General features: G+C 38.7%; 29 protein-coding genes. 9 read left to right on the top strand and 20 right to left on the bottom strand.

Annotated elements, in window-relative coordinates:
* Nucleotides 1-191 precede the first annotated feature (191 nt).
* Entirely contained in the window at nucleotides 192-1,034 is an 843-nt protein-coding gene (locus AC2S94_RS14440) for a GIN domain-containing protein (protein WP_484629255.1), read from the top strand.
* Between the two features lie 82 nt (nucleotides 1,035-1,116).
* Nucleotides 1,117-1,419: a hypothetical protein gene (locus AC2S94_RS14445; RefSeq protein WP_484629256.1), complete on the top strand. Its 303-nt coding sequence runs from the start codon at nucleotides 1,117-1,119 to the stop codon at nucleotides 1,417-1,419.
* 72 nt (nucleotides 1,420-1,491) lie between these two features.
* Here AC2S94_RS14445 and trxB read toward each other — a convergent pair whose 3' ends face one another.
* Nucleotides 1,492-2,484, bottom strand: coding sequence for a thioredoxin-disulfide reductase (gene trxB / locus AC2S94_RS14450; RefSeq protein WP_484629257.1), 993 nt, complete (start codon nucleotides 2,482-2,484; stop codon nucleotides 1,492-1,494).
* 158 nt (nucleotides 2,485-2,642) lie between these two features.
* Here trxB and AC2S94_RS14455 point away from each other — a divergent pair, with 158 nt between their 5' ends.
* From AC2S94_RS14455 to AC2S94_RS14475, 5 genes are all read left to right on the top strand, one after another.
* Nucleotides 2,643-3,281 carry a trimeric intracellular cation channel family protein gene (locus tag AC2S94_RS14455; RefSeq protein ID WP_484629258.1) on the top strand — a complete coding sequence of 213 codons (639 nt, stop codon included), beginning with the start codon at nucleotides 2,643-2,645 and terminating at the stop codon, nucleotides 3,279-3,281.
* Nucleotides 3,282-3,343: 62 nt separating this feature from the next.
* On the top strand, nucleotides 3,344-4,039 hold the full coding sequence (locus AC2S94_RS14460) for a LytR/AlgR family response regulator transcription factor (RefSeq protein ID WP_484629259.1): 696 nt from the start codon (nucleotides 3,344-3,346) through the stop codon (nucleotides 4,037-4,039).
* Nucleotides 4,040-4,184: 145 nt separating this feature from the next.
* Nucleotides 4,185-4,955: a hypothetical protein gene (locus AC2S94_RS14465; RefSeq protein WP_484629260.1), complete on the top strand. Its 771-nt coding sequence runs from the start codon at nucleotides 4,185-4,187 to the stop codon at nucleotides 4,953-4,955.
* 4 nt (nucleotides 4,956-4,959) lie between these two features.
* Nucleotides 4,960-5,487 (top strand): nuclear transport factor 2 family protein, encoded by a 528-nt coding sequence (locus tag AC2S94_RS14470; protein WP_484629261.1) that lies wholly within the window; start codon nucleotides 4,960-4,962, stop codon nucleotides 5,485-5,487.
* A 4-nt stretch (nucleotides 5,488-5,491) separates the two neighbouring features.
* Complete coding sequence (locus AC2S94_RS14475; RefSeq protein WP_484629262.1) at nucleotides 5,492-6,427, top strand: NAD-dependent epimerase/dehydratase family protein; 936 nt, start codon at nucleotides 5,492-5,494, stop codon at nucleotides 6,425-6,427.
* Between the two features lie 107 nt (nucleotides 6,428-6,534).
* Here the strand turns inward: AC2S94_RS14475 and AC2S94_RS14480 are convergent, their stop codons facing one another.
* The 8 genes from AC2S94_RS14480 to AC2S94_RS14515 form a co-directional block, all read right to left on the bottom strand.
* Nucleotides 6,535-6,948: a YeeE/YedE family protein gene (locus tag AC2S94_RS14480; protein WP_484629263.1), complete on the bottom strand. Its 414-nt coding sequence runs from the start codon at nucleotides 6,946-6,948 to the stop codon at nucleotides 6,535-6,537.
* Nucleotides 6,949-6,951: 3 nt separating this feature from the next.
* A complete protein-coding gene (locus AC2S94_RS14485) occupies nucleotides 6,952-7,509 on the bottom strand; it encodes a YeeE/YedE family protein (RefSeq protein ID WP_484629264.1) in 558 nt (185 codons plus the stop codon).
* Nucleotides 7,510-7,574: 65 nt separating this feature from the next.
* Complete coding sequence (locus AC2S94_RS14490; protein WP_484629265.1) at nucleotides 7,575-8,477, bottom strand: NAD(P)-dependent oxidoreductase; 903 nt, start codon at nucleotides 8,475-8,477, stop codon at nucleotides 7,575-7,577.
* Between the two features lie 41 nt (nucleotides 8,478-8,518).
* The gene (locus AC2S94_RS14495; protein WP_484629266.1) at nucleotides 8,519-10,060 is read right to left on the bottom strand and encodes an acyl-CoA carboxylase subunit beta; all 1,542 of its coding nucleotides are present in this window, start codon (nucleotides 10,058-10,060) and stop codon (nucleotides 8,519-8,521) included.
* Between the two features lie 16 nt (nucleotides 10,061-10,076).
* Complete coding sequence (accC, locus tag AC2S94_RS14500; protein WP_484629267.1) at nucleotides 10,077-11,519, bottom strand: acetyl-CoA carboxylase biotin carboxylase subunit; 1,443 nt, start codon at nucleotides 11,517-11,519, stop codon at nucleotides 10,077-10,079.
* 34 nt (nucleotides 11,520-11,553) lie between these two features.
* On the bottom strand, nucleotides 11,554-12,039 hold the full coding sequence (locus AC2S94_RS14505; RefSeq protein WP_484629268.1) for an acyl-CoA carboxylase biotin carboxyl carrier protein subunit: 486 nt from the start codon (nucleotides 12,037-12,039) through the stop codon (nucleotides 11,554-11,556).
* Nucleotides 12,040-12,260: 221 nt separating this feature from the next.
* On the bottom strand, nucleotides 12,261-13,598 hold the full coding sequence (locus tag AC2S94_RS14510) for an MBL fold metallo-hydrolase (protein ID WP_484629269.1): 1,338 nt from the start codon (nucleotides 13,596-13,598) through the stop codon (nucleotides 12,261-12,263).
* 12 nt (nucleotides 13,599-13,610) lie between these two features.
* Entirely contained in the window at nucleotides 13,611-14,507 is an 897-nt protein-coding gene (locus AC2S94_RS14515) for a sterol desaturase family protein (RefSeq protein ID WP_484629270.1), read from the bottom strand.
* A 170-nt stretch (nucleotides 14,508-14,677) separates the two neighbouring features.
* Between AC2S94_RS14515 and AC2S94_RS14520 the strand changes: the two genes are divergently transcribed.
* Nucleotides 14,678-15,682 (top strand): aldo/keto reductase, encoded by a 1,005-nt coding sequence (locus AC2S94_RS14520; protein ID WP_484629271.1) that lies wholly within the window; start codon nucleotides 14,678-14,680, stop codon nucleotides 15,680-15,682.
* On the opposite strand, the gene AC2S94_RS14525 is transcribed toward AC2S94_RS14520, so the two are convergent.
* The 11 genes from AC2S94_RS14525 to AC2S94_RS14575 all read right to left on the bottom strand — a co-directional run bounded on the left by AC2S94_RS14525 (nucleotide 15,683) and on the right by AC2S94_RS14575 (nucleotide 25,189).
* Entirely contained in the window at nucleotides 15,683-16,093 is a 411-nt protein-coding gene (locus AC2S94_RS14525; protein WP_484629272.1) for a hypothetical protein, read from the bottom strand. It abuts the gene before it with no gap.
* A gap of 156 nt (nucleotides 16,094-16,249) precedes the next feature.
* Nucleotides 16,250-16,939 (bottom strand): nitroreductase family protein, encoded by a 690-nt coding sequence (locus AC2S94_RS14530; protein ID WP_484629273.1) that lies wholly within the window; start codon nucleotides 16,937-16,939, stop codon nucleotides 16,250-16,252.
* Nucleotides 16,940-16,987: 48 nt separating this feature from the next.
* Nucleotides 16,988-18,394: a coniferyl aldehyde dehydrogenase gene (locus AC2S94_RS14535; RefSeq protein WP_484629274.1), complete on the bottom strand. Its 1,407-nt coding sequence runs from the start codon at nucleotides 18,392-18,394 to the stop codon at nucleotides 16,988-16,990.
* Entirely contained in the window at nucleotides 18,387-19,202 is an 816-nt protein-coding gene (locus tag AC2S94_RS14540) for an SDR family oxidoreductase (protein ID WP_484629275.1), read from the bottom strand. The genes AC2S94_RS14535 and AC2S94_RS14540 overlap by 8 nt, the downstream gene beginning before the upstream one ends.
* A 68-nt stretch (nucleotides 19,203-19,270) precedes the next feature.
* Nucleotides 19,271-19,885 (bottom strand): class I SAM-dependent methyltransferase, encoded by a 615-nt coding sequence (locus tag AC2S94_RS14545; RefSeq protein ID WP_484629276.1) that lies wholly within the window; start codon nucleotides 19,883-19,885, stop codon nucleotides 19,271-19,273.
* A gap of 24 nt (nucleotides 19,886-19,909) precedes the next feature.
* Nucleotides 19,910-20,395: a DUF2231 domain-containing protein gene (locus tag AC2S94_RS14550; protein ID WP_484629277.1), complete on the bottom strand. Its 486-nt coding sequence runs from the start codon at nucleotides 20,393-20,395 to the stop codon at nucleotides 19,910-19,912.
* Between the two features lie 2 nt (nucleotides 20,396-20,397).
* A complete protein-coding gene (locus tag AC2S94_RS14555; RefSeq protein WP_484629278.1) occupies nucleotides 20,398-20,712 on the bottom strand; it encodes a hypothetical protein in 315 nt (104 codons plus the stop codon).
* A gap of 101 nt (nucleotides 20,713-20,813) precedes the next feature.
* On the bottom strand, nucleotides 20,814-21,851 hold the full coding sequence (locus tag AC2S94_RS14560) for a cytochrome d ubiquinol oxidase subunit II (RefSeq protein ID WP_484629279.1): 1,038 nt from the start codon (nucleotides 21,849-21,851) through the stop codon (nucleotides 20,814-20,816).
* Complete coding sequence (locus AC2S94_RS14565; RefSeq protein WP_484629280.1) at nucleotides 21,851-23,152, bottom strand: cytochrome ubiquinol oxidase subunit I; 1,302 nt, start codon at nucleotides 23,150-23,152, stop codon at nucleotides 21,851-21,853. The genes AC2S94_RS14560 and AC2S94_RS14565 overlap by 1 nt, the downstream gene beginning before the upstream one ends.
* Before the next feature lie 532 nt (nucleotides 23,153-23,684).
* Nucleotides 23,685-24,485, bottom strand: a complete 801-nt coding sequence (locus AC2S94_RS14570) for a sulfite exporter TauE/SafE family protein (protein WP_484629281.1) — start codon at nucleotides 24,483-24,485, stop codon at nucleotides 23,685-23,687.
* A gap of 71 nt (nucleotides 24,486-24,556) precedes the next feature.
* Nucleotides 24,557-25,189: a Crp/Fnr family transcriptional regulator gene (locus tag AC2S94_RS14575; protein WP_484629282.1), complete on the bottom strand. Its 633-nt coding sequence runs from the start codon at nucleotides 25,187-25,189 to the stop codon at nucleotides 24,557-24,559.
* 268 nt (nucleotides 25,190-25,457) lie between these two features.
* Here AC2S94_RS14575 and AC2S94_RS14580 point away from each other — a divergent pair, with 268 nt between their 5' ends.
* Nucleotides 25,458-26,840 carry an NAD-dependent succinate-semialdehyde dehydrogenase gene (locus tag AC2S94_RS14580; protein ID WP_484629283.1) on the top strand — a complete coding sequence of 461 codons (1,383 nt, stop codon included), beginning with the start codon at nucleotides 25,458-25,460 and terminating at the stop codon, nucleotides 26,838-26,840.
* Nucleotides 26,841-26,928 lie beyond the last annotated feature (88 nt).

The raw sequence follows: 26,928 nt of genomic DNA on the forward strand, positions 1-26,928 counted from the left end.
ATCATGGGGTTTCTTTTCGGATACCAAATGGAAGAGACTAAGACAGCACATCATGAGTTGAAAAAACACCCCACAAAGGTCTTTCACGATCTCGAAGCCAGACAAAAGTTTCTGGAATGCTGATCTGCTGATAAATATAAGCCTCCAATCGGAGGCTTTTTCTATATTTGAGGTAAATCTAAAAACTATACATGATCAAGAAATTACCACTATTACTATTGCTCGTATTATTTTCCTGTAAAGCCCAGGACAAAGTGAAAGGCAGTAGAAACGTAAAAACAGAACAATACAATCTAACTTCCTTCCATTCTATCCAGGCAAAAGGAGATTTTGAAATTGGTATTTTGAAAGGCTCCCGTCCGATGATTGAGATAGAGGCAGATGACAATTTACATGACCTTATTCAAACTGAAGTGATAGACGGTGTGCTTAACATCAAGCCAATAAAAGAAATTAGCCGTTCTAAGAGACAGGAGATAAGAGTTACCTTCGCAGATACTTTAAGACGTATTGTCGTGGATGGTGACGTGGAAATTTCTTCACTTCAGGATCTTTACCTGGGGGATTTTCAATTGGAAACTAGGAAAGATTCGAAAGCTTTTTTAACCATTACCTCGAAAAATTTCAGTTTGATCCAAAATGATGATGCAGAATCAAAGCTTAACGTGACCGCTTCTGAAGTGATCTGCCAGCTAAACCAGTCTTCAAAAGTGGAAGCGCTATTCACTACTCCAACGCTAAAGGTTGATATTTATGAAAAAGCTTCGGCAAGAATAGATGGCGATATTGAAGATTTTACTATAAGATCTGACCAGTCTTCAGAATTTGACGGAGAAAATCTGACTTCTATAAGAGCTAATGTGCTCGCTCAGGGAGATTCAGAAGTAAAAGTAAATGCCACAGATTCGCTTGAAATAAGAGCGCTGGGCAGTTCAGAGATCGATATTTATAACAATCCGAAGATCGATCTAATCGAGCTTAAAGACGAAGCGGTAATCGCTAAAAAAGAATTTAGCAAAGGTCTTTTCAAATAAGCGAACTACTAAAGTTTTGCAAAATAATATTAGCAGAATCCGCTAATTGGTAGTTTTGACAGGAATTTTAAATCTAATTAAGATGAAATATTTGTTGAAAAGCGGTCTTTTTATTCTTGTTTTGAGTCTTAGTTTCATCTCCTGTAGAGATACTGAAGATGACAATGAAGAAAAATCGGAAGTAGAAAGAATGATGGAAGACCCAGATAATAAAGTAGAAGTAAAAGACGGCGGCGATAAGATAAAGATCGAAACCCCTGAAGGCGACGAGATCAAGATCAAAAAAGACGACGGAGAATACAAGAAAAAAGTAGACAGGGCTGATGGAACCGAATCTAAAGTAAAAATAGATGATGGTGAGGTAAAAGTGAAAACCGACAATTAATCGGCCACCGAGGTTTAAAAACAGAAAATCCCGCAATTGCGGGATTTTCTGTTTTATAATGAAACCGATTTATTATACAGTTTCCGGTCTGGTTTGAGGTTTTTCAATTTCCTCTTCAGTTTCAATTTCTGCAAGATATCTTTCCGCATCCAGAGCCGCCATACAGCCTGTTCCTGCCGCAGTAACCGCCTGGCGATAGATCTTATCCTGAACATCTCCGGAGGCAAAAACTCCCGGGATATTTGTTTTTGTTGATTTTGGCTGAGTGATCACGTAACCTGTGTCATCCATGTCCAGCCATCCTTTGAAAATATCTGTATTTGGTTTATGCCCGATAGCAACAAAAAATCCGGTGATTGGAATTTCTTCTTTCTCTCCGGTTTGGTTATTCACCATACGTAAACCTTCTACCACCTGTTCTCCTAAAATTTCATCAACTTCGGTATTATAGCGTAGATCGATATTCTTGGTATTTTCCACTCTGTGCTGCATGGCTTTAGAAGCTTTCATATAATCCTTACGAACCAGCATAGTCACTTTATTACAAATATTGGCTAGATATGTCGCTTCCTCTGCAGCGGTATCACCACCACCAACAATTGCAACATCCTGACCTTTGTAAAAGAATCCGTCGCAAACCGCGCAGGCAGAAACTCCACCTCCACGTAATTTCTGTTCACTAGGCAAACCAAGATATTTAGCCGTTGCACCTGTAGAAATTATTACAGACTCTGCTTCTATCCATTTATTATTATCTACACAAGCCTTATGAATTCCTCCAAACTCTTTTGAGAATTCAACTTCAGTGATCATCCCTATTCTAACTTCAGTTCCAAATCTTTCAGCCTGCTCCTGAAGTTCCATCATCATTTTTGGACCGTCTATCCCTTGAGGATAACCTGGGAAGTTGTCTACTTCAGTAGTTGTAGTTAACTGTCCTCCTGGTTCCATCCCAGTATACATCACCGGCTTTAGATCTGCACGGGATGCATAAATTGCTGCAGTATAACCTGCAGGTCCGGAACCAATTATTAAACATTTTACTCTTTCTATAGTATCACTCATTGTACTTATTTTTCGCTGATATAAAAGTAGGTAGTTTGATGCAAAACTTACACCTATTGTTATTAAGATCGTCTATTTGTTAATAAACCTAAAAAATCAAGGGCAGAAATATGCCCGGGTTTCAACAAATTTAAAAGATAAAATTACCTTTGCCAAGTATGGAATTGAGTTTATTCACAATACTTGATGTTCTGGGAACCATAGCTTTCGCAATCTCAGGAGCGCTTTCGGCAATGAATAGAAGACTGGATTTATTCGGAATCTTTATCATTGCTTTTGTAACTGCAATTGGAGGCGGGACGGTTCGGGACATTCTCATTGGCAGCACTCCGGTAATGTGGATGGAAAATATCGTATATATCTATCTCATTGGAGTGGTAACCATACTTGCCATTATTTTCCGCAACAAACTGAATTATCTTAAAAAATCACTTTTCCTTTTCGATACCATCGGGCTGGGAGTTTTTACCATCACGGGCGTGGAAACCGGAATTCAAAATGATCTGGATCCCATTGTTTCAGTTGCTTTGGGAGCAATGACCGGTACTTTTGGAGGAGTTATCCGGGATATTTTATGTAACGAGATCCCGGTTATTTTTAGAAAAGAGATCTATGCAACGGCTTGCCTGGTTGGTGCACTCGCTTACGTAACCATGTACGATATGGGAATAGATGCAGATGTAATTTACGTGGTAACTTCGCTCACCGTTATAAGTATCAGGCTTGTAGTGGTCAAATATCATATCACCCTGCCCTCCTTTTATCCAACTTCACCAAAAAGTTCGAAGATCAGATAATTAACATTTAATTAACTGATTATCAATAGTTTCAGTATCTTTATAGGAAATTATTGAATAGTATGACTAAACCGGCAAAGATCGTCATCGTGGAACAGGATATTCCCAGGGCTGCTAAGTTATCTTTGCAATTAGGTCAGCTGGGCTATCAGATCACCGGAATTTTCTCCAGAGCAAAAGATGCTTTAAGCTTTATTGAACAGGAATTACCAGACCTGATTTTACTGGAAGATCAATTCAAGGGTCAGCTCAATGGTATTGAGACAAAATCAGAAAAAAATAATGCATCTTCACCTATTGTGTATTTTGATCGAAATCAAACTGAAACTATTCAGGATTACCTATCAGAAAAAATAAAAAGCAAAAAGCGCTTTCTTAAAAAGATCATTTCAGATTCTCTGCTATGCACTTCAATAAGCATAGACCGGCAGAGTCCTTCAATCCTAAAAGATAGAATCTTTGTACGCTACCACGATAAAATGGTGAAAATCGCTTTATCTGATATTCATTATATAGAAGCCGACCGTAATTACTGCAAGGTTTATTCGAAAAACAGGAAATATTTACTCGTCTGCCCATTAAAAGAAGTAAATGATAAGCTAAGGGATAAGCGATTTTTAAGGATTCACAGATCTTACATTGTAAACATTGCACACATAGATGAGATTGGCAGTAATCACGTAGTTATTTCCTCACATGCCCTTCCTTTGAGTAAAAATATGCGTCCGGAATTATTCCAGCACCTACAGGTTATTTAAAAACTCTCTTAGTTATATAGTCTAATATCACTTCGGAAAGATTTGAACCTAACCGGGACATAATTACATACCCTTCGTCCAAAACCCGCAATACTTCTTCAGTTTACTTCCTAAATTCAGTCATATTAACTCAAAAACCAACCAGATGAAGTCTTTTCGATCAATTTTATTTTCAACAATCTTTTCTTTGCTTTTCGGGTTCTCGGCAAGTGCTCAGAATGACAGGTATCAAATGTTTGTGGTTCACGAAGACCATATTAAAGATGGAATGCATCAAAAACATGAGACTGCAGATATGGCGGTCGCTGCAGCTGCAAAAGAACACAATATGAAAGGTATGGACTGGCTCACCTTCGAGGCAGACGATAACCGGGTAATGTACCTGAGCCCTATTGACGGTTTTGCTGATCTGGATAAAAATCCCTTTGAGGATCTCCAAAAGAAAATGGGAAAAGAGAAGCTGGATAACATGCTGGACGGTTACAACGGTACCTATACAAAGCATGGGGATTATATTCTGCGCTTAGACAATGAACTCTCTTATATGCCTGATGGCATGAATCAGTCTTCAGACGAGAATACCTATCGTGAGCTTGTGTTTTATCACATCCCTCCAGGAAAGGAAGAAAAAGCGGAAGAATTAGCGAAATCTGTAAAGAAGCTTTATTCTGAAAAAGGTTCAAAAATACATTACCGGGTTTATAAAAGTGGTTTTGGAACCATGGGTAATTATTATATGGTCGCTGTTTCAGGAAAGGATAAAGCTTCCGTGGAAAAAGCCCGAAATGAAAATATGACCTTAATAGGTCAAGAGGGTGAAAAGCTTTTTGCGGAAATTAAAGAAAATACCTCTAAACAGGAAGTTGTAACCGGTCATACCAGACCAGATCTTTCATATTATAATACTGAACAATAAAGTCATGAAAAAATTAATTATTCTATTTATAAGCTGCCTCCTGATCATCGCCTGTAATGATAAAAAGGATGAAAAAGTGAGATATACTCAAAAATCTGATGAGATCAATACTCTTAAAAACCTTCTGAAGAATTACGAAGAGGGCGATTGGGAAACCTATAAAACCCATTTTGCAGATACTGCAAAACTATATTATAATAGCCGGGAAGCCGTTGATGTTGCCGCAGCCACGGCAGCTCATAAGGAAAATAATGCCGCTCTTTCTTCCTATGAATTTCCTGATGATCAGGATGAATTTGAAATGGTGGTCACAGATGATGATGAAACCTGGGTAAATTACTGGGGATCATGGCAGGGGACGATCGCTGAAAATGATTCAACCATTTATATTCCTGTACATATAACGGCAAGATTTATAGATGGGAAAATAGTTTCAGAACATATCTATTATGATAATTCGGGAATGAGCCAGGCATTATCAGATCTGGAAGAAGCGAGGACTAAAGATCAGGATTCGCTAAACCAGGATTGATCTCATGAAAACTGTCGGGATCACAGGTGGAGCAGGTTTTATAGGAAGCTATATTACCAGGAAATTTCTTAATGCTGATTATAAAGTGAAAGTTTCGGTCACCAATATTTCGAGCAATGAGAAATATGAACATTTATTTGATCTGGGAAAGGAAGATAATCTTTCGATTCACGAACTGGATGTAAGAGAATATAACAAACTGGAAGATTTCTCCAACGATTGTGAAATTCTGGTTCATTGCGGAACTCCTTTTAAATTAGGTACTGAAAACCCGAAAAAGGAATTATTCGAGCCTACTATTTCTGGAACTGAAAACTTCCTGAAGCTAATTTTGAAACAGGATAGTTTAGAAAAAATGATTTTCATCTCTTCCGTAGCGGCCTATAATACTTCTTTTCCCTACCCGGTATCCGGAAAAGCCAAGGATCATGTGTATTCTGAAGATGACACGCCTTATCTTGATGAAGCGAATATTCCCTATGCACAGGCGAAATATTTTGCAGATCAGAGAGTGCGAGATTTTTTGAAAGATAATGATGATATAAAGACCGATATATACAGTCTAGCGCCAGTTACTGTTATAGGAAATCCTTTGTCTGGAAGAACAGATTCTACTTCTGCCGGACTTCAGAATTTATTTCGATCTGGTAAAGCTACTGATGTATTCACCAGAACATTGTTTGATGAAAATATTGAATTTGCCTTGGTAGATGTAGAGGATGTCGCGGAAGCAGTTTTTAGTATGCTAACAGCAAAGGCGAAACATGGGCGAAATTATTTATTGAGCAGTGAAAGCTGGCGCGTATCAGATATTTCCAGAATGCTAAATGGTCAGGAACCTGAAGCTAAAGCCAGGATGGTTTATAGTAACAAACTAGCAAGGGAAGAATTGAGAATGAATTTTAAATCAGTCAAAAAATCCCTTCAGGAATTTCAATAGGTTCAAAATTAGAGAATAGTTGAACTATTAGAATTCGCGTAACAGCAGAAGGGAAAATGGAATCTATTTAAATAAAAAGGGCCGGAAAAACCGGCCCTTTTTATTTTTTAATGCGGAAGTTTATCCCGCAGCAAACCATAGACAAATGTTCCTAAAATTGCCGCCAGAAAAACTACGATCACAGAAACATATCCTGCTCCTATTAAAGTATAGATTGGCCCCGGACAAGCTCCGGCAAGCGCCCAGCCTAATCCGAAAATGATCCCACCGAACATATACCTGCTAAAACTTTTCTCTTTCGGCTGAATGTTGATTTCTTCGCCATTAAAATCTTTCGCTTTGGTTCTTTTGATCCATTGAATTCCCAATATACCTATAACTAAAGCAGAGCCAATGATCCCATACATATGAAACGACTGGAACTGGAACATCTCATAGATCCTGAACCAGGAAGCTGCTTCAGATTTGAACATTACAATTCCAAAAAATACACCTATTACTAAATATCCTACTACTCTCATTTTCTAAAATATTAAAGGAAATAATAAATGGATCATAACCAATCCACCAATGAAAAACCCGATCACTGCGATCAATGATGGTAATTGCAGGTTACTAAGACCTGAGATCGCATGCCCTGAGGTACATCCTCCAGCCCATCTGGCTCCAAAACCGATCAAAAATCCGCCAATAATTAGAATGGTCAAGGCTTTCCAATCTGTCAGTGCTTCAAGGCTATAAAGTTCGTCGGGTAAGTAGGCCGCTCCGGCGCTTTCAAATCCCAGTTTCTGTAAATTGGAAACCGTATCAGGATTGATAGCAACTGCAGGATCTGCGGACAAAAAGTGCATAGCGATAAAACCGCCAATAGCAGCACCTATGATCACGACTAAATTCCATTTTTGCGCACGCCAGTTGAAGTCGAAGAAACTCGCTTTACCATCGGCACCACACATGGTACAGATTGTTCGAAGGTTCGAAGACATCCCAAATTGTTTGCCCATGAAAATGAGCAGGAACATGATAATGGCAATAAGTGGCCCGGCTACATACCATGGCCAAGGCTGTAAGATTAAATCCATAAATTTTTTATTCAGTTGCAAATAAACGATAAGAACAGTCGTAATTCAGTAACAATAGTTACACTTTAATGCTCTCGGCAAAATTCTTTTATATTATGAACTACTTTATCTGACAGTCTTTGCAGGGTTTGAGAAGACCAACCTGCACTCGTTTCCAACGCAATGACATTCTCGTTATCTGTGCTTTCTTTAGATAACTCCTTTTTTCCATCTCCGTCGAAAATAGCATAGTTCCCCTTATTTTGAATCCAATTCTTAAAAGCTGTTTCAGAAAAAGGCAGACCGAGAGATGTGTTAATTAGAATTTTAGAATTTCCAAGAGTCGTGAATTCTTCAGAGTTTAATATTTCTACATTCTTTGGTAGATGAAAGGAAATTACATCGCAAGTTACGAGCAGCTCATAAAGATCCAGATATTTCACTTTACGCTCTTCCCATTCCTCTTTTTTATTTCTGCTATAATAATAAATATCAGCCCCAAAAGGTAAAAGACATTTGGCTAGAAGTTGTCCCGTAACCCCAAAACCAATAATCCCTATCCTAAGATCAGTAAGTTCTAGAGGCATTGCCTTCCATTGCTTTCCTTTATAACCGTTCAATAATTGAATAAGTTCAGAAATTATGAATTCCAAAACTCCGGGATCACCATAATCACTTATTCCGGTGACAGTTATTCCGCGATCCCTGGCAAATTTGACCGCCACGTTAGCCGATTCGTCATCATAAAGACTGCAGGCCATCCCGATATACTTCAGATTGGAACAGGCTTTGAGTATTTCCTTATCCAATTCAGTATGCCAGGACACGATAACTGCTTCAGCATCTCCAATTCTTTCAATAATCTCATCTTTGGATTCAGGATAATCTGAGTAAACCTCAACCTCATCCGTGCTAAAGTTCTGCAATTCTGAAATAGCATCCTTATTCAGTTTTGTATGATCTACACAAACTATTTTATTGAATTTCATAAGCAATTAAAAAAGACCGAAATCACTTTCGGTCTTATGAATTATAGTGGAATATTTCCGTGTTTTCTATTTGGCCTTAGCACGTGTTTATTTTCAAGGGCACTGAAAGCTTTAATCAATTTTCTACGGGTATCTTTCGGCATTATAACTTCATCTATAAATCCGCGTTGTGCAGCCTCAAAAGGCGTTGCAAATTTCTCTGCATATTCAGCCTCCCTTTCAGCAAGTTTCTTTTCAGGGTCATCTGCTGCTGCAATCTCCTTTCTGAAAATGATCTCTGAAGCTCCTTTAGCTCCCATAACCGCAATTTCAGCAGTTGGCCAGGCGTAGTTTAGGTCTGCCCCGATATGTTTAGAGTTCATAACGTCATAAGCTCCTCCGTAAGCTTTCCTGGTAATCACCGTAACTTTTGGCACTGTTGCTTCACTTAAAGCATAAAGCAATTTAGCACCGTGTAAAATGATCCCATTCCATTCCTGGTCTGTACCTGGAAGGAAACCTGGAACATCCACCAATACTAAAAGTGGAATATTAAAACAGTCACAGAATCTCGTGAATCGCGCGGCTTTTTTAGATGAATCAACATCCAGAACTCCGGCAAGGCTCATAGGCTGGTTAGCAATGATCCCTACGCTTCTTCCTCCAATTCTCGAGAAACCTACAATAATATTATCAGCATAATCTTTATGGATCTCAAAGAAAGAATCCTCATCGATGATTCCCTTGATCACCTCATGCATATCGTAAGGTTTGTTGGAACTATCCGGCACAATATTTTCCAGAACTTCACGATGTTCATCACCCAACTCAAACTCCAGTTTCTCCGGAGCTGCCTGATTATTCTGAGGCATATAGCTAATAAGTTGCTTTATATTTTCCAGGCAGATAATATCGTTAGCCGCAGTTAGATGGGTAACTCCAGATTTTGTAGAATGTGTACTTGCCCCTCCTAATTCTTCGGAAGTCACATTTTCATTAGTAACAGTTTTCACAACATTAGGTCCGGTTACGAACATATAAGAAGTGTCCTCAACCATAAGCGTAAAGTCGGTCATAGCAGGAGAGTAAACCGCTCCACCGGCGCAAGGTCCCATAATCGCAGAGATCTGGGGAATTACTCCTGAAGCTTTTACATTTCGGTGAAATATATCAGCATACCCCCCAAGAGATTTCACGCCTTCCTGAATTCTTGCACCACCGGAATCGTTAAGTCCAATCATTGGAGCTCCAACTTTCACTGCCATATCCATCACCTTACAGATCTTCTCAGCATGTGTTTCTGAAAGTGAACCACCAAAAACGGTAAAATCCTGAGCAAATACATAGACCAGACGGCCATTGATTGTTCCATAACCGGTGATCACGCCATCGCCATAAAACTTCTGTTTCTCCATCCCGAAATCGGTCGTACGGTGAGTGACTAAAATTCCTATTTCTTCAAATGAATTTTCATCCAGCAGATATTCCACCCGCTCGCGGGCAGTTAATTTCTTCTTTTCATGCTGTTTGGCAATTCGCTTTTCGCCTCCACCTTTGTGAGCTTCAGCAATCTTTTCTTTTAATTTATCGAGGTTCTGACTCATCTCTGAATTCTGAATTTTAGTTGTGTGGTAATCTTAATTGCTCCTTGTCTTTCAAATACTGCTTCAAGGCCATCAGGGCGGCAAGTTTTGCTTCTTCCTGGGTTTCTTCTTTTAATGCTTCAGGAGAATAATATTTTTTCACGAAATGTGTGTCAAAATTCCCGCTTCTGAAAGCTTCATGCTGAAAAACAAATTTCCCGAATGGTAAGGTGGTACTTACACCTTCCACAATATAATGGTCTATCGCTTTGATCATCATCTGGATAGATTCTTCCCGTGTTTTTCCGTAGGTAATTAACTTGGCCAGCATCGGGTCGTAATAAATTGGAACTTCCATTCCTTCTTCAAAACCATTATCCAGCCTGATCCCTTCACCTGCCGGAACATCATACTTTTCGAGGGTTCCCGTACTAGGCATAAAATCTTCCAGCGGATCTTCGGCATATACTCTAAGCTCCATGGCATGTCCTTTAATCTTAAGATCATCCTGCGCAAACTGAAGCTTTTCACCTCTGGCTACAAGAATTTGTTGCTCTACAAGGTCTATTCCCGTTATATATTCGGTCACTGGGTGTTCCACCTGAAGCCTTGTATTCATCTCCAGGAAGTAGAAATTCCTGTTTTCATCAAATAAGAATTCCACTGTTCCTGCCCCAACATAATCACAGGCTTTGGCAACTTTTACAGCGGCCTCTCCCATTTCCTTTCTCAATTTATCATCCAGCACAACAGATGGAGCTTCCTCCACAACCTTCTGGTGTCTCCGCTGGATGCTACATTCTCTTTCAAACAGATGCAGGTAATTACCATGTGTATCAGCCAGTACCTGTATTTCAATATGGCGGGGAGAAGACACATATTTTTCAATAAAAACAGAACCATCTCCAAAAGCAGATTCTGCTTCAGAAATAGCTCGTTTCATCTGGTCTTCAAGATCCTTTTCTTTTTCAACGATTCGCATTCCCTTACCTCCACCTCCGGCAGACGCTTTGATCAAAATAGGAAAACCGATATCATTGGCAATTTTTTTAGCTTCTTCAGTATCTGTGATCGCTTCATCGATTCCGGGAACCATAGGAATATCATAAGCCTTAACCGCATCTTTCGCGGCAAGCTTACTCCCCATAATCTTTATCGCTTTAGATCCCGGTCCTATCCAGGTGATTCCATTCTTTTCAACAGATTCTGCGAAGGATGCATTTTCACTTAGGAAACCGTATCCCGGATGAATTCCGTCTACGTTTAGTTTTTTAGCTACTTCTATGATCTTATCGCCTTTCAGGTAAGATTCGCTTGAAGGGGCTTCTCCAATACAAACCGCTTCATCAGCAAATTTCACATGAGGAGCATTCCTGTCTGCAGTAGAAAATACCGCAACGGTATCAATTCCCATCCTTTTAATGGTCTTCATCACTCTGAGCGCGATCTCTCCCCTGTTAGCTACTAATATTTTTTTCATTACTTGATTTTCTTTTAATTTTTCAGAAAGTCGGCTATTCCATTTCTATTAATAACTGGTTCTTCTCTACCGTATCGCTTTTAGCAACCATTACAGATTTTACCACTCCATCTCGAGGAGCCGTCAAAGTGTTTTCCATCTTCATTGCTTCCAGAACCAGCAGGTAATCGCCTTCTTTAACCTCATCACCTTCTTTTACATTTACTTCCAGAATAAGCCCCGGCATCGGTGCTTTAATATCATTGATCTGTTGAGAACTTCCCAGGGAAAGTCCCATGTCATCGATAAGCTGATCCAGATCGTTATTGATCTTTACGGAATAAATGTTTGAATTGATCTTGATCTCGTAATTCCTGTTTAAGAAATCAGGCTTGAAGATCTCTGCCGTGAAAGATCTGTTATCCTTTAAAAGATGATAATTACTATCTGAAGTTCTCTGGGTGTCTAGTGCTTTGATCTCTTCATCTGAAAATTCAAATTCCAGAGAGTCGTTCACTTTTACCTTGTAATTCTTATCCATAAATAGCTTTATGTATTGTTATTTTTTCACCGTGGAGGGTAAATATAGAAAAAATCGAATGTTTGAAGTGTTGCAGAAATCTCAAAATATTGCGAAAAATGATGAAATAACATGGTTTAAGAATAACCATCTGTGTCCTAAATTGAAAAATTTGTATTTTTCGCCACAAAAAAGCCCGGGAGAAATCTCCCGGGCTTATCACTCATCAATCAATTAATAGACTATTTAAAGTCCTTAATATTTTCACTCAAGTCGTAAACCTTAGTGTTTTCGAATTTATTATCGAGAATACTGCTTCCCGCGGCAGACCTATATCCTCCAGCGCAATGAACAACTACTGGCTTGTGGGAAGGAATTTCAGTAGATCTGTCTCGAAGTTCGTTTAGCGGAACGGCAATAGCGTCTTCAAAGATCTTTCCTTCCTCTACTTCGCTTTTATTTCGAATATCAACGATAGTATAATGATCCTTATTCTTTTTGAAATCTTCCACATCAAATTCTGCGGTTGAATTAGAAATATTGCTTCCTAAAGTAATTACCGCTTTCACCTGTTTTTCATAACCTATCTTGGCAGTTCTTTCAAGTAACTCTTCAATATCATCGATACTATTCAAAACCAGGTAAAATTCTTCTTCCGGTTGAACGATCGCTCCTAACCAGGTTTCATATTTATCGCTTTCTGAACGTGCCATGATATTGATACTGTTTGGTAGATGAGCTTTTTTAAACTCGCTCTCATCACGGGTATCCACCACAGTGACACCATCTTTTACCTCATCAACATTCAATTTGATCTTATTAGCCCATTTGGTTCGCTGAACATTTTCAGGCCCGGTTTTATTTATATCAACATTAAATCCGAAATAGGATGGAATAAATGGTTGATCTTTTAAAATTTCCTCCACAAATTCCTCTTCTGTTTGCTCTTTAAAAGCCCAGTTACCCTGGCGCTCGTTTCCAAGCGTACTGGAAGAAGCGTCACTCATATTTTTACCGCATAGCGATCCTGCACCATGAGCGGGATATACCAAAGCATCATCAGGAAGATCTGTAAACTTATTTTTTATGGTATCATACATTTGCTTGGCAAGATCGATTCTCTTTGCCTTCATATTGCCTGCCTTTTCACGAAGATCAGGTCTTCCTACATTCCCAATGAACAATGTATCTCCGGTAAACAAAGCGGTTTTATCTCCATCACTGGCAACCACCGTAATACTGTCTGGAGAATGTCCGGGAGTATTGATCGCTTTAAATTCTACCTCACCCATTTTAATAGTATCACCGTCATCAAAAGATTTATGAGGATAATCTGCTCCCACAAGTTTACTTGTATAAATGGTTGCTCCCGATTCTTCATGAATCTGCAAATGACTACTTACAAAATCTGCATGTGGATGTGTTTCAAAAACCGCAACGATCTTCGCATTCTGCTCTTCAGCATATCTATAATACTGCATTGGATTTCTTGAAGGGTCTACCAGCGCCATTTCTCCGTTGCTCACAATAGCATAAGAATAATGCGCCAGCGGACTATCTTTAAATTGTTTTATGGTCATTTCTATTTTATTTTAAACTTTATTTGGTTCTACTTTTTCTTTTCTTCGGAAAGGAAATAAGGTTTGATTTCCGAAATCTTCAGGGAAATCTTCATCTCCACTGAAACCTAGTTCTATTTTTTTTCCACTCTTCGGAATATAGGCGGTTCCAAAAAGATAATCCCAAATGCTAAGACTTAATCCGAAATTCATTCCGTAAGGCCTGTCTTCCGGCAAATCTTTTGAATGATGCCAAATGTGCATTCTCGGATTATTGAAAATATAACCCAACGGGCCATAACCCCAACCAATATTTGCATGATTCAGGTGGCCTACAAATACTGCGAACATATGCACAATAAAGAATTCCTGTATTCCAAAACCAATCATTGCTAACGGAATATATTGCACCGTTTTATAAATTATGGTCTCCATAAAATGAAACCTGAACTGCGCAGCAAAACCCATTTCCTTTACGCTATGGTGAATCTTATGAAATTCCCACAGCCATGGTCTTTTATGTAATTGTCTATGAACATTCCACTGTACAAAATCTGCGATCACAAACATGATCAATAATTGTGTCCAGCCGGGTAAATTTCCTAATTCTATCGCTACGATATTCTCGATCCCAAAAAGACCAAGAAAATCGTTAAAGAGCTCCACTCCTACATTGCTTATCGCGTTGTAGCCTATAAGCGAGAAAAGGAAGAAATTGAAAATGATATAAAAGCTATCCAACCAAAATCCTTTTCGAAATACTTTCTGATCTTTTCTCCAGGGAATTATGATCTCCAGGATCCAGACCAGAAGTGATAATCCAATTAGCCAGTAAAAATAACTCGTCCACGTAGGATTGGTTATCTCGCTTACCAGGTAATTAAAATAACCTGTAAACGAATCGCGGATGATATCAATGTATTTTTCCAAGCTTTTCAATTTCTAACACAAAAATATAAATATAGCTAAGTTGAGGCAGTAACTTTTGTTACAGTTAATTTTTAAAGTCTTAACACGCGCAAACCTTTTATGTTAGGATCAGTTAAAGTCTCTGCGATTCCAATGAGTTCTTTTTAATTTTATGAAAAAGAATTAAAGTTATGAGTAGAGACGTATTAAAAGAGAAATTAGGCCTTGGCGGAGTGGCCATAGGGAATGGTTTCAAGGTGATGAGTGATGAAGCATCTGAAAAGACCTTGGAAGCAGCCTGGGATGCCGGAATTAGATATTATGATACCTCGCCCTGGTATGGATTGGGATTAAGTGAAAGACGTTTTGGACATTTCCTTCATAATAAAAATCGTGATGAATATATCTTAAGCACAAAAGTGGGTAGAGTTCTTACCGCTACAGATAAGATTCCTGAAACTATATGGAATGAACCAGCTCCGTTTGATTATAAATATGATTATTCTGCGGAAGCCGTTAGAAGATCTATTGAAGACAGCTTACAGCGTTTAGGTATCAATAGAATTGATTATGTTTTTATCCATGACCTTTCTCCCGATCATAATGATGAGTATGAGGATGGAACTACCTGGTTGGACCATTTTGAGGTTGCAAGAAAAGGTGCGATGCCTGAACTTACTAAAATGCGAGAAGAGGGCATCATCAAAGGTTGGGGGTTAGGAGTAAATACTATTGAACCCATCGTAAAAACCCTCGAAGATACAAACGCAGATCCGGATATTTTCCTTTCAGCAATCCAATATTCCTTAGTGGATCACAAAAAATCATTAGATGAATTGTTTCCCGTGATAGAAAAACACAATGTTGGCCTAATAGCTGCTGCTCCTTTCAACGCAGGTTTGCTTTCCGGAAAAAACAGGTATAATTACTCCGGAGATATGCCAAAGGAAAAAGTAGACAGGCTGAACGGAATTAAAAAGATTGCGGAAAAATATAATGTAGATCTGAGCACCGCTTCTCTGCAGTTTTCTTATGCTCCAAAGATAGTTAATACGGTTCTTGCCGGAGCAAGCAAGCCAGAACAGGTTAGAGAAAATGCTAAAGCTTTTGACATAAAAATTCCTAATGATTTTTGGAAAAACCTGAAAAAGGAGAATCTTATTGATGAAAGAGCGGAAACTCCGGATGGAAATTGATCAGAATTCTTTTAATCTTAGATATTGATTACGGCCGAAACTAATAAAATAAAGTAGATAGCCAAGAAATACCATTAGTATAAATCCCAGAAAAAGGTTACTAGTGTTGTATTTAAAATAGATCGCGAAATAAAGTACGCCGCAGAATAGAGCAGTTGGCAGGAAGTATTTTGATAAAATAAAACCGTGGACTTCAATCCTCTTGACCTCATCTCTAGAAATATGGAAGTTAAGAGGTTGACTTCCGCACCAGTCGATCTTTGCGATCAATTGATATTCACCTTCAGGAATGTTATAAGTAACAACCTGTTTATCTTTAATTTCAGTTAATTTTCTGCCGTTCAAATAAATATAAAATGACCTCATTTTATTGGCCCATTCAGAATTTCTTTTAATAATTAATTTAGGCATTCTAGTTTTTCTAATGACTTGTGTAACAAATGTTACCAAAATTTAATTTCATCCAATTTATATTACAGCCGTTAACAGGTTAGTTTTTTTGCCCCGAAAAGAAGAGTTTTTTCATAATTATCAAAACGCCGGTTTCACCCTACAGGAATCGGCGTTTTACTTATAAAATTCGCTGATCTCTTCAAGTTCTTTTCGGTAAATATCAGGAACATAAGCCTCTTTGGCCGCATAACCTACCGGAAGTAATAAATATGCCCTTTCATTTGCCGGACGCTTTAACAATTTTGCCAGGAAATTCATCGGACTTGGTGTATGCGTAAGAGTAACCAGCCCGGCATTGTGTATAGCTGAAATAAGCATTCCGCAAGCAATTCCTACAGATTCATTTACATAATAATTTGTATGCTTTTCTCCTATATCATCCAGTTCATAAGCTTCTTTAAAAACGATGATAAGCCATGGAGCGATTTCCAGAAATTCTTTATGCTCATCTGTCCCCAAAGGCGCAAGATCTTTTAACCAGCTTTGACTCATTCTACTAGCATAATTCTCCCTTTCCTCTTTTTCAGCCTCTTTTCTAATCTCAGATTTTAATACAGGATTCGATATTACGCAGAATTTCCAGGGCTGTTTATGCGCTCCGGAAGGTGCCGTTCCCGCAGTTTTAATAATATTTTTAATCACTTCTTCAGGTACAGGCTTATCTGAAAAATGCCGTACAGATCTTCTTTTATTCAGCAGATCGTAATATTCTGAAGTTCTCTGCAACATTTCTCCTTCAGAAATGATTACAGAGTGATAAGGTACATGATTAAAACCATTGATCAGTTTTCCATCTTCTGCCATGAAAAGTCTATTTGAATTCTTTCAAATTTATAAAAAGGGTTTATTTATTTAGGGACGGGTCATCTTTCCCATAATATTGATCAATCGCTTTTTGAGATCTGTAAATGGAGGATGCAGGAAATCTGAAGCGGCAATCTTCTTCTGATGCATTACCGGGCGCTTTTTAGAAAATGTTTTAAAACCATCAAAACCATGGTAGTGTCCCATTCCACTGGCACCAACACCACCAAATGGTAAATTATGCTGAGCCAGGTGATATACGGTATCATTGATTAAAACGCCACCAGACATGGTATATTTTAAAACCTGATCTATCCTTTTTTTATTATTATCAAAATAATACAGCGCCAGAGGTTTTGGTTGATCGTTTACATATTGGATAGCCTTTTCCAAAGTTTCTAAATTCAATACCGGCAGGATTGGCCCAAAGATCTCTTCCTGCATCAATTCCATATCTCCGGAAACATTGAAAACAAGTTTCGGGGTCATAAGCCTATTGTCATCAACAATTTTTTCTACCAACTCTACTACTCGCGCTCCCTTATTCTTGGCATCTTCTAATAAAGCTTCCAACCGTTCAAAATGATCCCGATTAATGATATGGCTGTATTGTTCATTTTCAGACATATCAGGATAAAATTTTTGAACCACAGCTTTAACTTCCTGCTCGAATTCAGGATTTAGTGATTCTGGAAGGATCACATAATCAGTCGCGACACAGGTTTGCCCGCAATTGAAAAGTTTACCTGCCATGATCCTTTTTGCCGCCAGTGAGACAGAAAATGAGTCATGAATTATCGCTGGTGATTTCCCTCCAAGTTCCAAAGTTACCGGGGTTAGATTTGGCGCTGCTGCGGCCATGATTAATTTTCCTACGCGGGTAGACCCCGTAAAAAAAAGATGATCAAATGGCAAAGAGGAAAACTCTTTAGCCATTTCTGAACCACCCGTTATACAGTGAATATATTCCTCCGGGAAATTTGAATTGATGATATGCTGTAAAACCTTCGCAGATTCCGGGGCTATTTCTGAAGGTTTTATGATCGCGTGGTTACCGGCAGCCAGTGCATCCACCAACGGACTAAAACTCAATAATACCTGGTAATTCCAGGCTCCCATGATGCCCACCGATCCCAATGGTTGAAACTGGTAATATGCTTTACTGGGAAACAGAAACCACGACCCTTCTACAGACCTACGTTTTGCCCAGCTTCTTAAGTTTTTCATCGCATGGTTGATCTCATCCTGAAGCGGGAAAATTTCCAGGAACAAAGTTTCTTCTTTAGATCTCAATCCAAAATCCTGATAAACTGCATCGATCAATTTTTTCTTGTTTTCCTCTACGACCACCGATAATTTTTTCAGGTTTTTCAACCTGGTCTTGACATCTGGTGGTGATTTCTGAAAGGCAGCCTTTTGCTTATTCAGTAATTGTAGTAATTCATCTTTATTCATTCGTTCTGCCTTTAAATTCATCCATTGATCTATAAATTCCAAAGAATTTACCTACAATTATATCTAGAAGTTTCTTTGGTAAAATGCCTTTAACTAACGGAAGCACATAAATAATTGCAGGTGTTCTCAAAATAATCCTGTCTTTTTCTATAGCATTAATGATCTTAGCAACCACTTTTTCTGACTTTAGAATCGGAATAACCGGGGATTTTACTCCGCGAAACATACCAGTATCAATGTAATAAGGCGTAACGGTTAATACCTTAACTCCCGTGTTACCTCTTTCCATTTCAAGTCTTAGAGAGTCAGACCATCCGGTCATTGCCCATTTACTGGCACAATAAACTGACATTCCCGGGTTGGAAAGCATACTTGCTGCTGATGAAATATTGATAATATGCCCTTGTTTTCTTTTCAGCATCCCAGGCAGCAATAATGCAGTTAATTTCATAGGAGCGATGGCATTAATTTGCATATTACGGTCTATATCTTCAGCTTTATGTTCGCTAAAAGTTTTTCCAGTTACAACACCTGCATTATTGATCAAAATATTAACGCAATGACCATTCTGCTCTATTTGTTTAAAAGTAGCATTTAGCTCATGCTCATAAGCAATGTTTGTTTTATAACAACTAATTAAGCAATCTGAAAATTTAAATTCAGTCTCCAGTGCCTGTAGTGCAGCTGAATCGATATCGAGAATAATAACTCTTGCAGCAGATTTTTGTACCATGGCTCTCACCATTAGCAAGCCAATTCCAGAGGCTCCGCCAGTAATAAGAACGGTCTTATCCTTAAATTTTGTCAAATGCGCAAAGTTTTAATGGACTTAAAAATAGCGCTTTTAATATTAAACGAAGATCCTTCTAAATTCTTCTATTTTCTTCGGAAGAGCCCAAAAGTAAAATTCTGAACTGCATCCCACGGAGTTTTATGGTCCAGATTTTCCAGTCTTACGATCTCGAAATCTTTTTCAAATAGTTTCTCCATCAACTCAGAAGAATATTTCCTGATCTCAATGCCACTGCATTTATCCGGCCCATTCTCAGAAAATGTTCCTAGAATAAAATAGCCTCCGGATTTTAGATGGGTTTTAAGCCTGGTAATGTAAGATTTGACCTTATCATCATCAGTTAAGAAATGAAAAGCAGCCCTGTCGTGCCAAACCTCATATTCTGAATCAAGGTCTGTTTTAGCAACATCATTTATGATCCATCTCACCTGCTTCCCTTTTTCACCTAATCTTTCTTTTGCCTTATAAATAGCATTTTCTGAAATATCCAAAATCGTTAGATTTTCATACCTCAATTCGACAAGATGATCTACCAGAAAACTGTTTCCTCCTCCAATATCTATGATTGGAGCTTCTTTAGAAAGACCTAACGATTGAATAATATTTAAGGAAGTCTCTGGTTTTTCCTGATACCAACTGGTCTCTTCAAATTTTTTAGTGGCATATATTTTCTCCCAGTGTGCTTTAAGATCAGTCATTCGTATAATAAAACTATATAATTTCTAATTAAATTCTGAACAGTCCTCAGAAGGAATATTCACTCCAGCTGCCTGCTGATAAACGAGTTCTGCACCTAAATGTCCTACATACATTAATGTTCCTGAACCGGCAAGCAAGAGTATAACCAGTAAAACTGAAAATTTTTTCTTTTTAAGGAAATCCAGGTACAGTCTGAGAATTTCAAATACCATCCCGGTAGTAAAGATCCAAGCGGTAGTATAAGCAAAATTCTCATGTTCTTTTAGAACAGTAGGATCACATAGTTGCCTGGAAACGATACCATCGGCAAGATTCCCAGTATAAATAGCAATCCAAACGCCAATGACCCCGAGAATCAAAAGTACGCGGCCACCGTGATCCCAGGTAAGTTTAGAAGACCAAATCCCGATCAATTTGAATAAGGTTGCCATTAGCAACAAAACGATCGGAAAATGAACGGACAGAGGATGAAAAACCTCTGTCCGCCAAAATTCTGGTAATTCGCTCATTATTATTCGAGGATTTTAACTGAAATAGGATCCAGTCTTTTTCCATTTTTTTCTACTTCTACCTCTACTTTCTGTCCTTCTTTTAGTTCTGAAAACTCAACTTCGCTTCCATTTCTCATCAGACTGGTAGTTTCTGTGAAGTATAACTCCAGAGTCTTATCATCATCTGTAGATACATAGATCTCTGTTTTTTCAGCTTCTACTTCCTTAATAGTTCCCTGGTAAGTTCCAGATTCAACTACATCAGTACTTTCGCCACAGGCGATAAACATCATAATAGCTCCTAGAAACAATCCTTTTGTGATTAACGTTTTCATTTTCTTCTGTTTTAAATTAGATATTGAAATTTAAAGTACCTAAAAAAGCAGCGCCCACCAAGGCTAGTACAGGTTTTAAACATTTTTTAGCACTTCGTAATTTAACTTTTATCCTCTTTCATTGAAGGGATCCTGATCATATTGAAAGATTTCATCAAATGGAATAATCCTGGTAAAATCACGCCACCGCCTATTAATAAGGAGATAGCAAGCACTTTTATTACTGAATCTGGTGCAGTACCAGCAAGCATATTGACCTCAGTAGACTGGGTGATGATCAAATTCGGGAAGTGAGTATTCACTGCTGCAAATATTACCAACATGATCTGCATTCCAGCATAGATCCTGGTAAGTACGCTGTGCCGCCTTTTGATCGCTCTCCACAGCGGAATAAGTAGTAGCGCCGATAATCCTATACTAGCCAGGGAAAGACCGTTCAGAAGAAAATCTTTTACAAAAACCATATCAGTGAAATATCCATAGGTAAGAACTGCTCCACCAAGAATTACCAATAGCACAGTAAAGATGCCTGATTTCCTACTATACATTTTCCTGATATCTCCAGATGTTTCGCCGATCAGTAAAGTAGAAGCCAGAAAAGCACATAGGGCAGCATAAAATAAACCGGTTAGGAAAGTAAAAATGTTCAACCATGGATTCATGAATATCTCAGCGAAGCTTGTGGTGGAATAATCATCTGTCAACAGTATTTGTCCACTTACCAACGCACCAAAAGACATTCCGAGGAAAATGGGAGTGATAAGACTAGAAATTCGAAACATATGATTATACCAATCCTGGGATTTATCTACGACCGCATCGTAATGCCTGAAAATAAAAGCAACACCTCGCATGGTTATTCCCAGGAGAACCAGGGTTAATGGAATATGCAGGTATATGATAATAATATTAAAATATTCCGGAAAGGCGATCCACAGAATAACTATCAGGATGATAAGCCAGATATGATTGGCCTCCCAAATAGGGCCCATGATTTTATAAATAGTATCCCTGTTCAGTTTCTTGTTTTCCCGAGAAGAAAAAAGTTCAACGATTCCCGCGCCAAAATCGGCACCACCCAGAAGCACGTATAGAAATAGCGAAAAGAACGTGAAAAATAAGACAACGTATAGCATCATTAAACCTTTGAATTATTAAGAACTTTTATCTGGCGGTGCATTAACCAGGTTACTGTAATCGCTAGAATGGTATAAACCGCGACATAGAGATAGAAACTATATTCAAGCCCAGGCATTGGGGTCACAGCTTCAGAAGTTCGCATGATATTGTAAACTATCCAGGGTTGACGACCAACTTCGGTTACTACCCAACCAGCTTCTACGGCTATAAATCCCAATGGACTCAACAGCGCAAATAACCACCAGTATTTCCTGTATTTCATCCAGCTTTTCTTCTTCAGGCTCACAAAATATAATAAGGCGGCAAGCATCAAAAGAGATCCAATCCCCACCATGGTTTGGAAGGCATAATGTACGATGGGAACAGGCGGAAGATCCTCTTCCGGAAAATCATTTAATCCCTGGACCTCTGCATCAAAATCTCCAAATGCTAGAAACGATAAAGCATTGGGGATTTCTATTTTATGCGACACCTCTTGATTTTCCTCATCAACGATACCACCAATAAAAAGAGGAGCACCTTTTTCAGTTTCATAATGGGCTTCCATGGCGGCTAGTTTTACGGGCTGCCGTTCCGCAACATCTTTCGCAGAAATATCTCCACTGATGGGTTGCAGTAAGGCTGCAATTCCGCCGAAGAAAATTGCAATTTTAAAAGCTTCTATATGCAGAGCAGTACGCTTTCTGCGAAGAATCTGAAAAGCATGAACTCCGGCCACGGCAAATCCAGTAGCGGCAAAAGCAGCCAGCGTCATATGTAGCGCCTGGGTGAACCATGCATCATTCAGAAATGCTTTTACCGGATCAATATTTACAAATTCTCCATTCACTACATCAAAACCTGTTGGCGAATTCATCCAGGCATTTGCTGACACCACCAGTATTCCAGACACGACTCCGGAAATTCCTATGATGATCCCGGTGATCCAATGAAAGGTTTCCGGTAATTTCTTCCAGCCATAAAGATAGAATCCCAAAGCAATGGCTTCTACAAAGAAGGCGGCTCCTTCCAATGAAAAAGGCATTCCTATCACAGGACCCGCATGTTTCATAAATTCCGGCCACAGCATGCCCAATTCAAAAGAGAGTGCTGTTCCTGATACTGCACCGGTCACAAAAAAAATGGCAACTCCGCGCTGCCAGGCTTTGGTAAGATCAAGATAAACAGGATTACGGGTATTCAGCCATTTACGGTGAGAAACCACTATAAAAAAAGGCATCACCATACCTATACATGCAAAAATTATATGAAATCCGAGGGTAAATGCCATTTGAAGTCTGGCGAAATCGAGGTTTTCCATCAATGGAATTTTTTCTTTGGTAATCCCTCATCGAACGTGAAGAATCACACTATTCTTTCGGCCAATAAATTTACGGAAAAATAGAAGTTTGACCTACCTCTTTCCGCCTAATTTAAGATATTATCGAAATAAATCGAGGAGACGGATTTACAAAGCAAAACTTAAAAAAGAATGGTTGAAAATATCCGGATAACTGAGCGAAAAATAACCATTCTAAACGGAGCATTAACCTAAACTGTGTTGCTCCCGTTGAGGAGAAGGATTAATCTGGTTGCAACGCGGAGTTGAGCGTGCATTTGTTTCCCCCCAAACCTAACTCCTGAAAAACAATGCTCAGAAATCCGGATAAATAATTTAATTAATATCAATAATTTAAATAAAAGTTAGATTCCTTTAAAGATCAGGAATCTGAATTACTTCAAAATTTAAGGGGGGAGTAAAGGAGTAAAATAATTTTCGGTACTTTAAAAATACATCAAATACCTGAAATACAGTTCATAAAAAATACCTAAAGCTGTTTTTTAACAGAGAATTAGAATAATTCACTCCAGATAATATAGATTCCCATAAGCAGAACAAACCAACCAAAACCTTTTTTCAGTTTCTTACCGTCAATAAAATTATTCAGGTAGACACCGAGCCAAATTCCTGCAATGGATAAGCCAGTAAAGATCATCAGAAATATCCAATCTATTTCCATATTCTGAACATCTCCAATAAATCCGATCAATGATTTCACCGCAATGATTAGTAGTGAAGTGGCCACCGCTTTTTTCATCGGTAATTTTGCCAGGATCACCAGTGCCGGAATGATTAGGAAACCACCTCCTGCTCCTACGATCCCTGTTAGCAACCCAACCACCAGGCCTTCAATAATGATCAGCGGATAATTATAACTCACCTTTTCTTCCTCCAGATTCCTGCCGTTACTTTTTTCCTTGATCATCGAGATGGAAGCGATTACCATGATAATGGCAAAGAACAACATGATCCCGATATTTTTGGTAATCGTAAAACCAGCGACGGTAAAGATCTCTTCAGGTATTGCCGGGACTAAATACAGACGAGTTAAGAATACTGAAATAAATGCTGGAATCGCAAAAACGATGGCTGTTCGAAAATCTATAAGTTTCTTTGGAATATTTCTAACAGCACCTACCAGGGAAGAAGTTCCTACCACAAAGAGCGAATATGCTGTAGCGGTCACCGGATTAATAGCCATAAGATAGACAAGCACCGGAACCGTTAAAATAGAGCCACCACCACCAATCAAACCTAAAACTACTCCTATTAATAATGCACCAAAGTAACCTAGAATTTCAAGTATATCCATTTCGTTTTTTATTTACCGCAAATGTATCCTGTTAAGCAGGCGCCCACAGTAACAAGTGTTACAAAGGTTTTCTAGAAGTCGTTAACTGTTATATGATTTCGTTGTAGGGATATTTTTCCCTCGTTTTCAAGTTTTTTTAGTAGTCGGGAAACCACTACCCTTGAAGTATGTAGATCATAAGCGATTTCCTGGTGCGTAACTTGCAGATTTTCATCTCGGTTGATCTTCACTTTATCACGCAGATACCTCATTAATCGTTCATCCATGTTAAGAAAAGCGATCGCATCTATGGTATCCAGCATTTCGGAAAGCCTGGTGTGGTATGATTCAAAAACAAAATTCCTCCAGGATTTGTATTTCGCAGTCCACTCCTCCATTTTGGAGATTGGGATCATCACTAAGGTGGTATCAGTTTCGGCAACCGCCCTGATCTCACTTTTAGTCTGGCCAAGACAACAATTAAGGGTCATGGCACAGGTATCCCCTCTTTCCAGGAAATACAATAAAAGTTCGTCCCCATCACTGTCTTCTCTAAGAATTTTTACTGCGCCCTTTAAAAGCAAAGGCATGGCGGTGACATAATCGCCTATTTCAATGATTTTTTCACCGGCAGATACCTTTTTAAGGGATCCATTATCTGTGATGTCATCTATTAATTCTTTTTCAAAGAGGAAACCGTAGGCCTCTTCCAGTTCAGTACGCATGGAAAAATTATTTGATACGTAAAATTAGGAAGAATTATCAAGAACAAATCCTAGCGGTGAGGTAGGCCAATGACAAAGAATCTGTTAATGCAGTATTCAAAAGAACCAAAGCTTCGCTGAATTGAAATCTTAAACTTAAGCAGAATTTTACCAAAACTTTAATCTGATTCGATCATTTGCAGAGATTGTTTAACACCGCATTATTATAGTTCCCCAGACATTCTGGCTATCTTTATTCGAAAGAAAATTGCTATAAAAAAGAAAAATTATGTCAGAAGAAAAAAAGCTAAAAACAACGAATCCTGCCACCGGGAAACCTCTAAAGGAATATAAAATGATGAGCGATAGCGAAATGAATGCCGCTGTCGAATCCTGTCATGAGGCTTTTTTAAAATGGAAAGCTAAACCAGCAAAGGAACGTGCACAAGTTATTTCCAAGATTGGAGAGAAGATTAATGAGCACAAAGATGAGCTGGTAAAACTTATGACCAGTGAAATGGGGAAATTGTTAAAGCAGGGAGAACAGGAAGTAGATCTGTGTGCCGGAATTTGTGATTATACTGCAAAAAATGGTCCTGATAGTCTAAAAGATGAAGAGCGAGAATTACCAGAAGGTGGAAAAGGATTTATTACTCATTCTCCGCTAGGAGTGATCTACGGAATTCAGCCGTGGAATTTCCCGAGCTACCAGGTGGTAAGATATTCGATTGCTAACCTAATGGCCGGAAACGGAGTTTTACTCAAACATGCTGAAAATGTTACCGGAAGTGCATTACTTCTGGAAAAAATTTACCTGGAAGCAGGTTTGCCTGAAAATCTATTTAAGGTATTACTAATCTCACACGATCAAAGTGATGCCGTGATCGAAAATAAACTGGTTCGCGGAGTAACCCTTACAGGAAGTCCTGATGCCGGTAAAATCATCGGGAAGAAAGCTGGAGAAAACCTCAAGAAAACTGTATTGGAACTTGGAAGTAATGATGCCTATATCGTACTGGAAGATGCAGACATCGAGATGGCAGTTGAAACCTGTGTACAGGGTAGAATCTATAATAACGGAGAAACCTGCGTGGCTGCCAAGCGATTCATCGTGGTAGATAAGGTGTATGACCAATTTAAGGAAGCATTTGTAAAGCAAATGTCTAATATCAAAGCAGGAGATCCTATCAAGGAAGATTCAGATATGGGACCTATGGCCAGAAAAGATCTGCGCGAAGAATTACACGAGCAGGTAGAGAAAAGTGTGCAACAGGGAGCAAAAATTCTATGTGGAGGAAAAATGCCAGATGGTGATGGATACTTCTACCCTGCCACCGTTCTTGACGAATTAAAACCGGGAATGCCTGCTTACGATGATGAGCTATTTGGACCGGTCGCTTCACTTATAAGAGCAAAAGATGGCGAAGATGCTATGGAAATTGCCAATTCCAGTAGATTTGGACTAGGAGGAGGAATTTTCTCTAAAGATGAGGAAAAAGCAAAAGAGCTGGCTAAATATCATTTTGATACAGGAATGGTATTTATAAACAGCTTTGGACTAGCAAAACCAAATATGCCATTTGGAGGAGTGAAAGATTCTGGATATGGTAGAGAACATGGAAGTTTTGGACTTCATGAATTCGTAAATATCAAGGCAGTAATGATGGCCTAGAAACTTCAGAAAACTGAGATACAGAAAACCGGAACTATTGTTCCGGTTTTTTTATGTCTTAATCTGACTTAATTCTTCAGAGAAATAT

The organism is Christiangramia pacifica, from assembly GCF_057221535.1.